Source organism: Rhizobium sp. R634, from assembly GCF_002211305.1.
GTDB lineage: Bacteria > Pseudomonadota > Alphaproteobacteria > Rhizobiales > Rhizobiaceae > Rhizobium.
The window spans coordinates 85,125-99,001 of the sequence record NZ_LOKW01000029.1 but is presented as its reverse complement, the minus strand read 5'-3'; the positions used below and the strand labels follow the sequence as shown (position 1 = coordinate 99,001).

General features: G+C 61.9%; 14 protein-coding genes. 11 read left to right on the top strand and 3 right to left on the bottom strand.

Annotated elements, in window-relative coordinates; all coding sequences use genetic code 11:
* Positions 1-278 precede the first annotated feature (278 nt).
* The 11 genes from ATY77_RS31335 (at position 279) to ATY77_RS31285 (ending at position 10,892) form a co-directional block, all read left to right on the top strand.
* Positions 279-881 carry an amino acid synthesis family protein gene (locus tag ATY77_RS31335; RefSeq protein ID WP_088690311.1) on the top strand — a complete coding sequence of 201 codons (603 nt, stop codon included), beginning with the start codon at positions 279-281 and terminating at the stop codon, positions 879-881.
* Between the two features lie 13 nt (positions 882-894).
* Entirely contained in the window at positions 895-1,740 is an 846-nt protein-coding gene (locus tag ATY77_RS31330) for an alpha/beta hydrolase (RefSeq protein ID WP_088690310.1), read from the top strand.
* On the top strand, positions 1,737-2,672 hold the full coding sequence (locus tag ATY77_RS31325; protein ID WP_088690309.1) for a flavin reductase family protein: 936 nt from the start codon (positions 1,737-1,739) through the stop codon (positions 2,670-2,672). The genes ATY77_RS31330 and ATY77_RS31325 overlap by 4 nt, the downstream gene beginning before the upstream one ends.
* On the top strand, positions 2,669-3,709 hold the full coding sequence (locus ATY77_RS31320) for an LLM class flavin-dependent oxidoreductase (RefSeq protein WP_088690308.1): 1,041 nt from the start codon (positions 2,669-2,671) through the stop codon (positions 3,707-3,709). The genes ATY77_RS31325 and ATY77_RS31320 overlap by 4 nt, the downstream gene beginning before the upstream one ends.
* Positions 3,710-3,713: 4 nt before the next feature.
* On the top strand, positions 3,714-5,177 hold the full coding sequence (locus ATY77_RS31315; RefSeq protein WP_088690307.1) for an aldehyde dehydrogenase: 1,464 nt from the start codon (positions 3,714-3,716) through the stop codon (positions 5,175-5,177).
* A 5-nt stretch (positions 5,178-5,182) separates the two neighbouring features.
* A complete protein-coding gene (locus ATY77_RS31310; protein WP_088690306.1) occupies positions 5,183-5,506 on the top strand; it encodes an NIPSNAP family protein in 324 nt (107 codons plus the stop codon).
* 48 nt (positions 5,507-5,554) lie between these two features.
* The gene (locus ATY77_RS31305; RefSeq protein ID WP_088690305.1) at positions 5,555-6,565 is read left to right on the top strand and encodes an ABC transporter substrate-binding protein; all 1,011 of its coding nucleotides are present in this window, start codon (positions 5,555-5,557) and stop codon (positions 6,563-6,565) included.
* Positions 6,566-6,676: 111 nt separating this feature from the next.
* A complete protein-coding gene (locus tag ATY77_RS31300) occupies positions 6,677-7,549 on the top strand; it encodes an ABC transporter permease (protein WP_088690304.1) in 873 nt (290 codons plus the stop codon).
* Position 7,550: 1 nt separating this feature from the next.
* Positions 7,551-8,351: an ABC transporter permease gene (locus ATY77_RS31295; protein WP_088690303.1), complete on the top strand. Its 801-nt coding sequence runs from the start codon at positions 7,551-7,553 to the stop codon at positions 8,349-8,351.
* Complete coding sequence (locus tag ATY77_RS31290; RefSeq protein ID WP_088690302.1) at positions 8,348-9,427, top strand: ABC transporter ATP-binding protein; 1,080 nt, start codon at positions 8,348-8,350, stop codon at positions 9,425-9,427. Before ATY77_RS31295 ends, ATY77_RS31290 begins: the two co-directional genes overlap by 4 nt.
* A 10-nt stretch (positions 9,428-9,437) precedes the next feature.
* Positions 9,438-10,892, top strand: a complete 1,455-nt coding sequence (locus tag ATY77_RS31285; RefSeq protein ID WP_088690301.1) for an NAD-dependent succinate-semialdehyde dehydrogenase — start codon at positions 9,438-9,440, stop codon at positions 10,890-10,892.
* 260 nt (positions 10,893-11,152) lie between these two features.
* On the opposite strand, the gene ugpC is transcribed toward ATY77_RS31285, so the two are convergent.
* Genes ugpC through ATY77_RS31270 form a run of 3 tightly spaced genes read right to left on the bottom strand, consistent with a single transcriptional unit; the run spans position 11,153 to position 13,837 of the window.
* Positions 11,153-12,130 carry a sn-glycerol-3-phosphate ABC transporter ATP-binding protein UgpC gene (ugpC, locus tag ATY77_RS31280; RefSeq protein ID WP_088690300.1) on the bottom strand — a complete coding sequence of 326 codons (978 nt, stop codon included), beginning with the start codon at positions 12,128-12,130 and terminating at the stop codon, positions 11,153-11,155.
* A gap of 4 nt (positions 12,131-12,134) precedes the next feature.
* The gene (locus ATY77_RS31275) at positions 12,135-12,962 is read right to left on the bottom strand and encodes a carbohydrate ABC transporter permease (protein ID WP_088690299.1); all 828 of its coding nucleotides are present in this window, start codon (positions 12,960-12,962) and stop codon (positions 12,135-12,137) included.
* Complete coding sequence (locus tag ATY77_RS31270; RefSeq protein ID WP_088690298.1) at positions 12,959-13,837, bottom strand: sugar ABC transporter permease; 879 nt, start codon at positions 13,835-13,837, stop codon at positions 12,959-12,961. The genes ATY77_RS31275 and ATY77_RS31270 overlap by 4 nt, the downstream gene beginning before the upstream one ends.
* Positions 13,838-13,877 lie beyond the last annotated feature (40 nt).

The window sequence follows — 13,877 nt, the reverse complement described above, 5'->3', positions numbered from 1 at the left end:
CAGCGCTTCTGCCTCTGTTGAGATGCAACCGTAAAGGCTGCCCACCGGCGGCCCGCTATTGCTGTTCGACAGCCGCAATCACGACACCCTGGAATCCGGAAGCAGCCGCACTCGAGACTTGACACCCAACTTTGCTCAATGTGATGGTATGCCATATTCAATAATATCTAAGGCGGTATCATAAAGCGATCAACGCAGCCCTTGTCTCTGCAGAAACGAACTTGACAGCGTGATATCATGGTATACCATAATACATAATATAGAAATGAGGTGTTCGCATGGCCATTCAAATTCGCAAGACGGGACTGCAAATCGAAACGACGCTGATCGAGGGCGGCAAGGCTGCAGCGGGGCCGCTGAAGCTGTTTTCGGCCTTTGCGGTCGTGAAAAACCCTTGGGCAGGCCGCGGCTTCGTCGAAGACCTCAAGCCGGAAATTCATGCGGGCGCTCCCGTACTCGGTGAGCTGCTGACCAAGATGATCATCGATGCGGTCGGATCGGGCGATGCCGTCGAAGGTTACGGCAAGGCCGCCGTCGTCGGCCTGGACGGCGAAATCGAACATGCCTCCGCGCTTATCCACACGTTGCGCTTCGGCAATTTTTATCGCCATGCTGTCGGCGCCAAGTCCTATCTCGCCTTCTGCAATACGCGCGGCCCCGCCAATGCGCCGATCATGATCCCGTTGATGGACAAGAACGACGAAGGCCGCCGCTCGCACTACCTGACCATCCAGACCTCCATCCCCGACGCACCGGCTGCCGACGAAATCGTCGTCGCTCTCGGCGCCTCCGTGGGCGGGCGTCCCCATCACCGCATCGGCGACCGCTACCAGGATCTGAAGGACCTGGGGCAGGATGTCGCCAATCCTGCGGGCGTTTGAGAGGGGCTCCGACATGCTGACAGCTGGATCGACCACAGGTGCCGCTGCAGCAAAGAGCGCCGGCGGTGCCTTGCCCCGGAAGAAGACGGCAGGCGGAACGGCCTATCACGAGGCCGGCAGCGGCGACCCGCTGGTGCTGATCCATGGCGTCGGCATGCGCCTCGAAGCCTGGGCTCCGCAGATCACATCTCTCTCCGGGGAGCATCGCGTCATCGCCGTCGACATGCCGGGACATGGCGAGAGCGCAAAGCTGCCGGTGGGCAGCCGTCTGGAAGAGTTCGTCGCCTGGTTCGGACATTTTCTCGACGAGATGGAAATCGAAACGGCAAATGTCGCCGGGCACTCCATGGGTGCGCTGGTGTCGGGCGGGGCGGCCGCGACCTTCGGCGCACGCATCAAGCGCGTCGCCTACCTCAACGGGGTCTACAGGCGCGATCCGGAGGCGAAGGCTGCCGTGCTCGCGCGGGCCGCTGCCATTCCGGTGACGGGTGTGGACAAGGAAGGTCCTCTGGCACGCTGGTTCGGCGATGACAGGGACAGCGCGGTGGCGCGCGAACTGACTCGGGAATGGCTGAGCGTCGTCGATCCCCAGGGATATGCTGTCGCATACGCGGCCTTTGCCGGAGGAGACGAGACCTATGCCGACGGCTGGAAGGACGTGGCTGGCCCGGCGCTGTTTCTGACGGGCTCCGACGACCCGAATTCGACGCCCTTGATGGCGGAGCAAATGGCAGCGCTCGCACCCAAAGGCTGGGTCCGCATCGTGGAGGGCCATCGCCATATGGTGAACCTGACCGCGCCTGATATCGTCAATTCGCTGCTCGCAGAGTGGCTGTCGTTCGGGGAGGATGAACGATGACAATCCAGACTGTCGATCCAAGAGCATTGCGCGATGCATTCGGGGCTTTCCCGACCGGCGTGACCGTCGTCACCGCCTGCGACGGGGAGGGGCATCCGATCGGCTTCACCGCCAATTCCTTCACCTCGGTTTCGCTCAACCCGCCGCTGCTCCTCGTCTGCCTCGCCAAGACCTCGCGCAATTTCGCCACCATGACCGGCGCGCAGCATTTCGCGATCAACGTGCTGTCGGAAACGCAGAAGGACGTGTCGAATACCTTCGCGCGTCCTGTCGAAGACCGCTTTGCGGCGGTCGAGTGGACCAAGGGGTCGGCCGGCTGCCCGATCTTCTCGAATGTCGCGGCCTGGTTCGAATGCGCCATGGAAGTGGTCATCGAGGCCGGCGACCATGTCATCCTGATGGGGCGCATCGAATCCTTCGACAATAGCGGCCGCAATGGTCTCGGCTATGCGCGCGGCGGCTATTTCACGCCGACGCTTGCAAGCAAGGCGGTTTCCGCCGCCGCCGAAGGCAATATCGAGCTTGCGGCCGTCGTCGAACGCCGCGGAGAAGTCCTGCTGCTGGGCGAGGATGTGTTCTCCCTGCCGAGCATCGATGCCCACGACGGCAACCCGACCGAAGCGCTGCAAAAATATCTGGAGACGCTCACCGGGCTGACGGTCAGCATCGGCTTTCTCTATTCGGTTTACGAGGGCAAGAGCGATGGCAAGCAGCACATCGTCTACCACGCCGTTGCCGGGGACGGCGAGCCTGCCGGCGGCAGGTTCGTCAAGCCCGACGCCTTGGCTGCGGCAAAATTCAAGACCAGTTCGACCGCCGATATCGTCAACCGTTTCGCGATGGAAAGCTCGATCGGCAATTTCGGCGTCTATTTCGGTGACGAGACCGGCGGCAAAATTCATCCCATTCCAGCCAAGGGCGCAAAAGCATGAAGTTCTCCCTCTTCGTCCATATGGAACGGCTCGACGCCAACCAGAGCCACAAGAGCCTCTATGAGGAATTCGTCGCGCTCTGCGAGATCGCCGACAAAGGCGGCATGCATGCGATCTGGACGGGCGAGCATCACGGCATGGATTTCACCATCGCGCCCAACCCGTTCGTGACCATTGCCGATCTCGCGCGCCGCACGTCGCGGGCGAGGCTCGGGACGGGAACGGTGATCGCGCCCTTCTGGCATCCGATCAAGCTTGCCGGCGAAGCTGCGATGACCGACATCATCTGCGACGGAAGGCTCGATATCGGCATTGCCCGCGGAGCCTATTCCTTCGAATACGAACGCCTGCTGCCCGGCCTCGACGCCTGGGGCGCTGGCCAGCGCATGCGCGAGCTCATCCCGGCGGTTAAGGGCATCTGGAACGGCGACTACGCTCATGACGGCGAGTTCTTCAAATTCCCCGCGACCACTTCGGCGCCGAAGCCGCTGCAGCAACCGAACCCGCCGATCTGGGTCGCCGCGCGCGATCCGAACTCGCATGAATTTGCCGTCGCCAACGGTTGCAACGTTCAGGTCACACCGCTCTGGCAGGGCGATGACGAGGTCCAGTCGCTGATGGACCGTTTCAACGATGCCTGCGCCAAGAACCCTGATATCGAGCGGCCGAAGATCATGCTGCTGCGCCACACCTATGTCGGCTCCTCGGAAGAGGACGTCGCCCAGGCGGCCCATGAACTCAGCGTCTACTACAACTACTTCTTCGCCTGGTTCAAGAACGAGAAGCCGATTGCCCAAGGCCTGATCGAGCGCATTCCCGACGAGCAGATCCGGGCAAACGCGATGCTGTCGGATCAGGTCATGCGCACCAACAATGTCGTTGGAGACGCCGAGACCGTCATCGGCCGGCTCAAAGCCTATGAAGCGCTCGGCTATGACGAATATTCCTTCTGGATCGACACCGGCATGAGTTTCGAGCGCAAGAAGGCGTCGCTCGAACGCTTCATCGCCGAGGTCATGCCGGCATTTCAGGAGTAAGGCCATGCGGCGTTTCCAGCATTACATCGACGGCGAATTCTCGGATGGCGAAGCTTCCTATCCAAGCATCGATCCGGCGTCCGGCGCGGTCTGGGCAGAAATGCCCGAAGCGCGCGAAGGTGATGTCGATCGGGCTGTGAACGCTGCCGAAAGGGCGCTCTACGACGGCCCTTGGGCGGGGATGACGGCGACGCAGCGCGGCAAGCTGCTCTACAGGCTGGCCGACCTCGTTGCCGCCAATGCGCAGATCCTCGCTGAACTCGAGACGCGCGATACGGGCAAGATCATCCGCGAAACATCCGCGCAGATCGCCTATGTCGCCGAATATTACCGTTACTATGCCGGTATCGCTGACAAGATCGAAGGCTCCTACCTGCCGATCGACAAGCCCGACATGGATGTCTGGCTTCGCCGCGAGCCGATCGGCGTCGTCGCCATGGTCGTGCCGTGGAACAGCCAGCTCTTTCTGTCGGCGGTCAAGATCGGCCCGGCGCTTGCGGCCGGCTGCACCATGGTGGTCAAGGCCTCGGAAGACGGGCCGGCGCCGCTGCTCGAATTCGCCCGTCTCGTGCACGAGGCAGGCTTTCCCGCCGGCGTCGTCAACATCATTACCGGGTTCGGCGCCTCCTGCGGCGCTGCCCTCGGCCGCCACCCGAAGGTCGCGCATGTCGCCTTCACCGGCGGCCCGGAAACCGCGCGGCACGTCGTGCGCAATTCGGCCGAAAACCTCGCATCCACCTCGCTCGAACTCGGCGGCAAGTCTCCCTTCATCGTCTTTGCCGACGCCGACCTCGAAAGTGCCGCCAACGCCCAGGTCGCGGGCATCTTCGCCGCGACGGGGCAGAGCTGTGTCGCCGGCTCGCGCCTGATCGTCGAGCGTAGCATCAAGGACAGGTTCGTCGCGCTGCTGCGTGAGAAGGCGGAAGCGATCCGGATCGGCGCGCCGCTCGACATGGCGACCGAAGTCGGCCCGCTTGCCACCAAGCGCCAGCAGGACAATATCGGCGCCCTCGTCGACAGATCGATCGCAAGCGGCGCGCGTCTCGTCACCGGCGGACGCAAGATCGATGGCGAAGGCTATTATTTCCCGCCGACGATCCTCGATTGCGACGATGTCGCTTCGCCCTCGCTGATCGAGGAGTTCTTCGGGCCGGTCCTGTCGGTCGTCTCGTTCGAAACCGAGGCCGAGGCGCTGCGGCTTGCCAACGATACCCGCTACGGCCTCGCCTCCGGGCTCTTTACCCAGAATCTCACCCGGGCGCACCGGCTGATGAAGGGCATCCGCGCCGGCATCGTCTGGGTCAATACCTACCGCGCCGTGTCGCCGATCGCGCCCTTCGGGGGCTTTGGCTTGTCTGGTCATGGCCGGGAAGGCGGCATGGCCGCGGCGCTCGACTACACCCGCACCAAGACGATCTGGCTCAGGACCTCGGACGATCCGATCCCCGATCCCTTCGTGATGAGGTGACGCCGATGTTTTACGAAATCCGGACCTATCGGCTGAAGAACGGCACGATCCCGCAATATCTCAAGGTTGTCGAGGAAGAGGGGATCGAGATCCAGAAGGGCCATCTCGGCGCGCTGGTCGGCTACTTCTTCTCGGAGATCGGGATGATCAACGAAATCGTTCACATCTGGGCCTTCACAAGCCTGGATGACCGGGAGGCGAGACGCCAGCGGCTTTTGGCCGATCCCCGGTGGCAGGCCTTCCTGCCCAAGATTCGCGATCTCATAGAGGTGGCGGAAAACAAGATTATGAAGCCAGCAAGCTTTTCTCCCAGGGGTGAGGCGCACTGACGGCATAAGGCATACCCGTAGGACAAACCAGAACAGGGATAAGGGAACATGAAAACGACATTTGCTTTCGCGGCGGTTGCCGCATTCGTCGCGGTCTCCGCGCCGGCCAAGGCCGAAAACATGGTCTTCTCGAGCTGGGGCGGAACGACCCAGGATGCGCAGAAGGCGGCATGGGCAAGCCCGTTCACCGAAAAGACCGGCATCACCGTCGTGCAGGACGGCCCGACCGACTACGGCAAGCTCAAGGCCATGGTCGAGGCCGGCGAGGTCACCTGGGACGTCGTCGACGTTGAAGGCGATTATGCCGCCCAGGCCGGCAAGAACGGCCAGCTTGAGAAGCTCGACTTCTCCGTCATCGACAAGTCCAAGCTCGATCCGCGCTTCGTCACCGATTATTCGGTCGGCAGCTTCTATTATTCCTTCGTCATCGGCTGCAATGCCGATGCCGTCAAAGCCTGCCCGAAGACATGGGCCGACCTGTTCGACACGGCCAAGTTCCCCGGCAAGCGCACCTTCTACAAGTGGTCGGCTCCCGGCGTGATCGAAGCGGCGCTTCTTGCCGACGGCGTGCCGGCCGACAAGCTTTATCCGCTCGATCTCGACCGCGCCTTCAAGAAGCTCGATACGATCAAGTCCGATATTATCTGGTGGTCTGGCGGCGCACAGTCGCAGCAGCTCCTGGCATCCGCCGAAGCCCCCTTCGGCAGTGTCTGGAACGGCCGTATGACGGCGCTTGCCGCGACCGGCATCAAGGTTGAAACTTCCTGGGAGCAGAACATCACCGCTGCCGATGCGCTCGTCGTGCCGAAGGGCTCGCCGAATGTCGAAGCCGCGATGAAGTTCATTGCATTGGCAACCTCGGCCGAACCGCAGGCCGCCCTGGCAAAAGCCACTGGCTATGCGCCGATCAATCTCGACTCGGCCAAGCTGATGGATCCGGAAACGGCCAAGACGCTGCCGGACCAGCAGACCGCAAGCCAGGTCAATGCCGATATGAACTATTGGGCCGACAATCGCGATGCGATCGGCGAGAAGTGGTACGCCTGGCAGGCGAAATAAGCCAAATTTGAGATGAGCGGGCACGGCGAAGGTCGCCGTGCCCCACCGCAGCGCCAGTGCCATTGGTTGCACCTCGGCGCCCCGCGGTATTGACGGGTGGGAAGGACTGTCATGTCGACGTATAGCGATGCCTCCGGCATAGTTGCGCCCTTGCCAAAGGCGCAGAGGGCAACAGGTTTTGGCGGGGTCGTTCCGGCTCTTGCCTTTGTCGGCATTTTTTTCGTCGTGCCAGTGGCGATACTCCTGCTGCGCAGCGTGCTCGAACCCGTGCCGGGGCTCGGAAACTATGCGCAGCTGATCGGCTCCGCGACCTATCTGAAGATCTTCGCCAACACGTTCATCGTCTCGGGTCTCGTCACGGTGATTTCGCTTGCGATCGGATTTCCCGTCGCCTGGGCGCTCGCAATCATGCCTGGACGGCTGACCTCGGTGATCTTTGCGATCCTGCTTCTGTCGATGTGGACCAACCTGCTCGCCCGCACCTATGCCTGGATGGTGCTGCTGCAGCGGACGGGGCTCATCAACAAGATGCTGATGGGAATGGGTCTGATCGACCAGCCGTTAGCGCTCGTCAACAATCTGACCGGCGTGACGATCGGCATGACCTATATCATGCTGCCCTTCATCATCCTGCCGCTCTATGGCGTGATCAAGAAGATCGACCCGTCGACCCTGCAGGCGGCTGCCCTTTGCGGCGCCAACCGCTGGCAGTGTCTGACGCGTGTTCTGCTGCCGCTCGCCATGCCCGGCATGGCGGCCGGCGCACTCATGGTCTTCGTCATGTCGCTCGGCTACTTCGTCACGCCGTCGCTTCTCGGCGGTACCGCCAACATGATGCTCGCCGAACTGATCGCGCAGTTCGTGCAGTCGCTGGTCAATTGGGGAATGGGCGGCGCCGCGGCACTGGTTCTCCTGGTCGTGACGCTCTCGCTCTATGCCGTGCAACTGCGCTTCTTCGGCAACCAGAACCCGGGAGGACGTTGATATGTTGCTCAATTTCGATCGTCTCGGCTGGTGGAAATACATCCTTCTCGGCATAACGCTTCTGACGGCAGCCTTCCTGCTGCTGCCGATCGTCTTCATCGCAGCTCTGTCTTTCGGCTCGTCGCAATGGCTGATCTTTCCGCCGCCCGGCTGGACCTTCCAGTGGTATAATGAACTCTTCGCCGACCCGCGCTGGCTGGAATCGGCTCTGACGAGCTTCAAAATCGCTGTCATCGTCACTGTCCTGTCGGTGCTGCTCGGGCTGGTGACGTCCTTCGGTCTGGTGCGCGGTTCGTTCATGTTTCGCGATGCGCTGAAAGCGCTGTTCTTGACGCCGATGATCCTGCCGGTTGTCGTTCTGGCCGTTGCCCTCTACGCCTTCTTCCTCCGCATCGGCCTTGGCGGCACTCTGACGGGCTTCGTCATTTCGCACCTTGTCCTGGCGCTGCCCTTCTCGATCCTGTCCATCTCGAGTGCGCTGGAAGGTTTCGACAAGTCGATCGAGGATGCGGCGGTACTTTGCGGCGCCTCGCCTTTGGAAGCGAAGATCAGGGTCACGCTTCCGGCGATCAGCCATGGGCTGTTTTCGGCCGCCGTCTTCTCGTTCCTGACATCCTGGGACGAGGTGGTGGTGGCGATCTTCATGTCGAGCCCGACCCTGCAGACGCTGCCCGTAAAGGTATGGGCGACACTCCGGCAAGACCTGACGCCTGTCGTTGCAGCCGCGTCGACCCTCCTCATCCTTTTGACGATCATCTTGATGGCGCTGGTTGCCGTCGTGCGTAAGGTACTGAAACAATGAACGATGCATTCCTTCAGATCCGCGGAATACGCAAGGAATACGGCCCTGTGGTCGCCGTCCACGACGTCAATCTCGACGTTCGCCACGGCGAATTCCTGACCTTCCTCGGCCCCTCCGGATCCGGCAAGAGCACGACGCTCTACATCCTGGCCGGTTTTGAAAACCCGACGAAGGGCGACATTACGCTGGAGGGAAAGACCCTGCTCGCCACGCCGTCGCACAAGCGCAACATCGGCATGGTGTTCCAGCGCTACACGCTGTTTCCGCATCTGACGGTGGGCGAAAACATCGCCTTTCCGCTGAAGGTCCGGCGCAAGCCCAAGGCCGAGATCGACAGCAAGGTGAAGGAGATGCTGCGCCTCGTCCGGCTCGAAGGCTTCGAAGACCGCAAGCCGGCGCAAATGTCCGGCGGCCAGCAGCAGCGCGTCGCGCTCGCCAGAGCCCTCGCCTACGACCCGCCGGTGCTACTGATGGATGAGCCGCTCTCGGCGCTCGACAAGAAGCTGCGCGAGGAAATCCAGCACGAGATCCGCCGCATCCACCAGCAGACCGAAGTGACGATCCTCTACGTCACGCATGATCAGGAAGAAGCGCTGCGGCTCTCCGACCGCATCGCCGTCTTCTCCAAGGGCGTCATCGACCAGATCGGAACTGGTCCTGAACTTTACGCCAATCCCAAGACCCGCTTCGTCGCCGAATTCATCGGCGACAGCGACTTCATTTCCTGTGATCTGTTGTCGTCTGACGACGGGCAGGCCACGATTTCGCTTGGTGGCGGCACTGTCTTCAACCATATTCCGGTCCATGGAAAAGGAATATCGGGCAAGAGGGCAGCTCTGATGCTGCGGCCGGAACGTATTCGCCTATCGCGGGCCCAGGCGGCGGGAGCCGGTCTTGCCGCGACGGTCAGCGACATCACCTTCCTCGGCAACAACATCCACGTCTCGACCGAAACGGCGAATGGCGAGGCGCTGGCGGTTCGCCTGCCGTTCGGTCACGAGGCGATCACCGGGCTCAGCCGCGGCGATAAGGTGCATCTCGAGTTCGATCCCGGTGCCGCTCACGTCTTCTGCTGAAAGTTGCCATATGAAGCTCAATGACCCCTCGCTGTTCCGTCAGGCATGCCCGGTCGCCGATCGCTGGATCGAAGCGGGAGGCCGCCAGGCGGCGGCGATCCGCAACCCGGCGACGGGCGAGGTGCTGGGGTCAGTACCTGACCTCGGTGCCGCGGAAACGGAGGATGCCATCCGGGCAGCCGTCGCCGCCCAGAAGCTTTGGGCGAAGAAGACCGCCGGAGAACGCGCCGCCATTCTCAAGGCGTGGCACCGCCTGATGATCGAAAACCGCGATGATCTGGCGATGATCCTGACGCTGGAGCAGGGAAAACCGCTTGACGAAGCCAAGGGGGAGATCACCTACGGGGCGAGCTTCATCGAATGGTTCGCCGAAGAGGCAAGACGCATCAACGGCGACATCATACCGGGGCATCAGCCGGACAAGCGCATCCTCGTGCTGCGCCAGCCCGCAGGTGTGGTGGCGGCGATCACGCCCTGGAACTTTCCGAACGCGATGATCACGCGCAAGGTCGGCCCGGCACTTGCGGCGGGCTGCGCCGTCGTTCTCAAGCCGGCGCCGCAGACGCCGTTCTCCGCCATCGCGCTTGCGGTTCTCGCTGAACGAGCCGGCCTGCCGACCGGCCTCCTCAGCATCGTCACCGGTGATGCGGCCGCAATCGGCGGGGTCCTGACCGCAAGCCGCGACATCCGGGTCCTGACCTTTACCGGCTCTACGCGAACCGGCGAACTGCTTTACCGGCAATGCGCGCCGACGATCAAGAAGCTCGGCCTCGAGCTCGGCGGCAACGCGCCTTTCATCGTGTTCGACGACGCCGATCTCGATGCCGCGGTCGAAGGCGCGATCATCGCCAAGTTCCGCAACAATGGCCAAACCTGCGTCTGCGCCAACCGGCTTTATGTCCAGGACGGCGTCTATGAGGCGTTCGCCGCCAAGCTCGCCGAGGCCGTTTCGGCGCTGAAGGTCGGCAATGGTTTGGAGCGCGATGTCGTGCTCGGCCCGCTCATCGATGAAAACGCCGTCGCCAAGATCGAGGCCCATGTCAGCGATGCAGTCGCAAAGGGCGCGGGGATCATGTCAGGGGGCAAACGCCATGCGCTCGGCGGTCTTTTCTTCGAGCCGACCGTTCTGCGCGACGTCAGCGCCGGCATGCAGGTCGCCCGCGAGGAAACCTTCGGGCCTCTCGCGCCGCTCTTTCGTTTCCGCGACGAGCAGGATGTCATCGAACAGGCTAACGATACCGAGTTCGGTCTTGCCTCCTATTTCTACGCGCGTGATCTCTCGCGGGTATTCCGCGTGGCCGAAGCGCTCGAATATGGGATGGTCGGCGTCAATACCGGCCTCGTCTCCACCGCCGAGGCGCCATTCGGTGGCGTGAAGATGTCGGGTCTCGGCCGCGAAGGCTCCAGGCACGGCTTGGACGAATATACCGAAATCAAATATATATGCCTCGGCGGCATCGCCTGACCTTGTAGATGCTTGCGCTTTGCGCGCCTGCGCTTTCACTCGATACTTGGTCTTCCATGATCTGCAGTGACAAGTTGCCGATCCGGGTTGCGTTCGTACACGAACCATTGCGGATTTTCGGCATTTGGCGCTCCAGGTCGCGAGTTGCTTACAAGGTGTTCATCGGGATCATTTAGATTAGATCTGTGGCGCGCTTCTGTGAAATTGGCTGCGATAGAATGAAGCCCCGCCGCCACGAGAGGCCGCCGGCGGTGCCCTGTTCAAAACCGATGCTCCGCACCCTCGACCGGATTTGCCCAGACCGTCATCCCGGGCGCAAACAGCGTCTCGCCTTCGGTGCGCACGACCATTTCACCGAGATCGGCGACGTCGAGATAGAGGATCGCGTCGGCGCCGAGGCGTTCCACGTGCCGGATCGTGCCATACCACTGTCCGGCGTCTGTCGAAAGGCGGATATGCTCCGGTCTTATGCCGTAGGTCATGCAGCCCAATCGCCGCGCCGTCTCGCCGCCATAGAGGTTCATTTTCGGGCTGCCGATGAAGCCGGCGACGAAGGGGGTGGCGGGATTGCGGTAGAGTTCCATCGGGCTGCCGATCTGCTCGACCGCTCCGCCGTTCAAGACGACGATCTTGTCCGCCATCGTCATCGCCTCGACTTGGTCGTGGGTGACATAAATCATCGTCGATTTCAGACGGGCGTGGAGATCGGAAATCTCCAGGCGCATCTGGGCCCGGAGCGAGGCGTCCAGATTGGAGAGCGGCTCGTCGAACAGGAAGACCTTGGGATCGCGAACGATCGCCCGGCCGATGGCGACGCGCTGCCTCTGGCCGCCGGAGAGTGCTTTCGGCTTTCGTTGCAAGAGGTGGGTGAGCTGCAGCGTTTCGGCTGCCGCCGCCACCTTGGCTGTGATTTCCGCCTTGGGCCGGCGGGCGAGGGAAAGGCCGAAGCCGATATTTTCCGCCACCGTCATATGCGGATAGAGCGCGTAGCTCTGGAACACCATGGCGATGCCCCGCTCGGAGGGTTCGGCATGGGTCACGTCCTTGCCGCCGATGGTCAGCATGCCTGACGTCGTCTCCTCCAGGCCGGCGATGATGCGCAGCAGAGTCGATTTTCCGCATCCCGAGGGGCCGACGAACACCACGAATTCACCGGAGGCCACCTCCAGATCGATCCCCTTGATGACCTCGAGGGCGCCGAAGCTCTTGCGGACCTGTTTGAGAGTGAGCTCAGCCATTCTGCTATCCTTTGACGGCGCCTGATGTCATGCCGGCGACGATCTGCCGGTTGAAGAAGATGAAGACGATCAGCGGCGGGATCGTCACGAGGAGGATGTTCATGAAGAGGAGGTTGTACTGGCTCGTATACATGCTCTGGAAATTATAGAGCGTCAGCTGCACCGTCACATTCTCCTTGCCGGGAAGGTAATAGAGCGGGTTGGTGAAATCGTTGAAGATAGCGATCGACTGCACGACGATGTTGGTGACGGTCACCGGCTTCAGAAGCGGCAGGATTACCCGGAAAAAGATCTGCCGGGGCTTTGCGCCGTCGATCAGCGCCGCCTCGTCGAGATCGCGCGGGATGGTCGAGATGAAGGACCGGTAGAGCAATGTCGAGAAGGAGAGATTATAGGCGACCTGGATCAGGATCATCCCGGTCATGGTCTTGAAGAGGCCGATCTCCTGCATCAGGCCGATCGTCGGAACCACGGCGGGCGGCATCATCAGCCCCATGAAGAGCGCAACGGATGCGACCTTGTTCCAGGCCGTCCTGCGGCGCTGCATCACATAGCCGACCATCGCCGACAGCAGGATGAGGATCGTGACGGAGGCGACGGTGATCAGCGTCGAATTGAAATAGGCGAGCACAAGCTGGTAATCGCGCGCCTTGAAGACGGCCACGAGATTGTCCCAGAACAGCCATTGGCCGGGCAATTCGAAATCGAGGCGGGAGGCTTCCGATTTCGATTTGACCGCCTGGAGAGCGACGAAGATGAAAGGCATGACGAAGATGACCGCCGCGACGGCAAGCGATATGGCGCCGGTCACATAGGGGCGGATGCTTCTCATTCTTCGACCTCGCGCCGGTTGAACCACAGGGTAAGCGGCAGGATGATTGCGGCAATCAGCGCGAACAGGATGACGTTGCCGGCCGTCGACAGACCGTAGAAGCCTGCCTGATATTGCTTGTAGATGACCGAGGCGATCACGTCCGAGGAGAAGCCGGGTCCGCCGCGGGTCATTGCCCAAATCAGGTCGAAGGAGCGAAGGCCACCGATCAGCGACAATGTCACCACCGTGACGGTGGCTGGGCGCACGAGCGGCAGGGTGACGCGGAAAAATTGCTGAAGGCGCGTCGCTCCGTCGATTCTCGCAGCCTCGTAATATTCGGGGCTGATGGCGGCGAGACCGGCGATGAAGATAAGGGTGGCGAGGCCGACCCCCTTCCACAGATCGACCAGGGCCACCGAAAAAAGGGCGAGCGCCGGGTCAGTGAGCCATCCCGGCCCAGGAATGCCGAGCGCCTCGAGCGTAACGTTGATGATACCCTTGGTCGGATGCATCATCACGGTGAAGGTGATGCCGATGCCGATCGTCGAGACGAGGACGGGAAAGAAGACCAGCGTGCGCAGGAAGCCGCGGGCGAAGATATTGCCGGTGAGGAGCACGGCGAGCAGCAGCCCGCAGACCGTCTTCAGGCCCGAGGTCGTCACGGCATAGATCAGCGTATTGAAGAGCCCCTGGATCAGGAAGGGTTCGGAAAAGAACTGCCGGAAATTTTCGAACCCGATGAATTCGGCCGTCGACAGATCCCAGCGTGTCAGGCTGAACCAGAGGGACGATATCGTGGGAACGAGAAACAGCACGCCGTAAATGACGGCGGCGGGAATGAAAAACCACAGCGGATAGGGCGATTTGCGCGCGGGGCGGCGTGTCTCGATCATGACTCCCTCTTCGATCGGGTGGAGCCTCGCCTTTGCGGGC

What these genes read in the sequence shown, in the direction of transcription:
- ATY77_RS31335 (WP_088690311.1), top strand. Translation starts at nt 279, where the DNA reads ATGGCCATTCAAATTCGCAAGACGGGACTGCAAATCGAAACGACGCTG.
- ATY77_RS31330 (WP_088690310.1), top strand. Translation starts at nt 895, where the DNA reads ATGCTGACAGCTGGATCGACCACAGGTGCCGCTGCAGCAAAGAGCGCC.
- ATY77_RS31325 (WP_088690309.1), top strand. Translation starts at nt 1,737, where the DNA reads ATGACAATCCAGACTGTCGATCCAAGAGCATTGCGCGATGCATTCGGG.
- ATY77_RS31320 (WP_088690308.1), top strand. Translation starts at nt 2,669, where the DNA reads ATGAAGTTCTCCCTCTTCGTCCATATGGAACGGCTCGACGCCAACCAG.
- ATY77_RS31315 (WP_088690307.1), top strand. Translation starts at nt 3,714, where the DNA reads ATGCGGCGTTTCCAGCATTACATCGACGGCGAATTCTCGGATGGCGAA.
- ATY77_RS31310 (WP_088690306.1), top strand. Translation starts at nt 5,183, where the DNA reads ATGTTTTACGAAATCCGGACCTATCGGCTGAAGAACGGCACGATCCCG.
- ATY77_RS31305 (WP_088690305.1), top strand. Translation starts at nt 5,555, where the DNA reads ATGAAAACGACATTTGCTTTCGCGGCGGTTGCCGCATTCGTCGCGGTC.
- ATY77_RS31300 (WP_088690304.1), top strand. Translation starts at nt 6,677, where the DNA reads ATGTCGACGTATAGCGATGCCTCCGGCATAGTTGCGCCCTTGCCAAAG.
- ATY77_RS31295 (WP_088690303.1), top strand. Translation starts at nt 7,551, where the DNA reads ATGTTGCTCAATTTCGATCGTCTCGGCTGGTGGAAATACATCCTTCTC.
- ATY77_RS31290 (WP_088690302.1), top strand. Translation starts at nt 8,348, where the DNA reads ATGAACGATGCATTCCTTCAGATCCGCGGAATACGCAAGGAATACGGC.
- ATY77_RS31285 (WP_088690301.1), top strand. Translation starts at nt 9,438, where the DNA reads ATGAAGCTCAATGACCCCTCGCTGTTCCGTCAGGCATGCCCGGTCGCC.
- ugpC (WP_088690300.1), bottom strand. Translation starts at nt 12,130, where the DNA reads ATGGCTGAGCTCACTCTCAAACAGGTCCGCAAGAGCTTCGGCGCCCTC.
- ATY77_RS31275 (WP_088690299.1), bottom strand. Translation starts at nt 12,962, where the DNA reads ATGAGAAGCATCCGCCCCTATGTGACCGGCGCCATATCGCTTGCCGTC.
- ATY77_RS31270 (WP_088690298.1), bottom strand. Translation starts at nt 13,837, where the DNA reads ATGATCGAGACACGCCGCCCCGCGCGCAAATCGCCCTATCCGCTGTGG.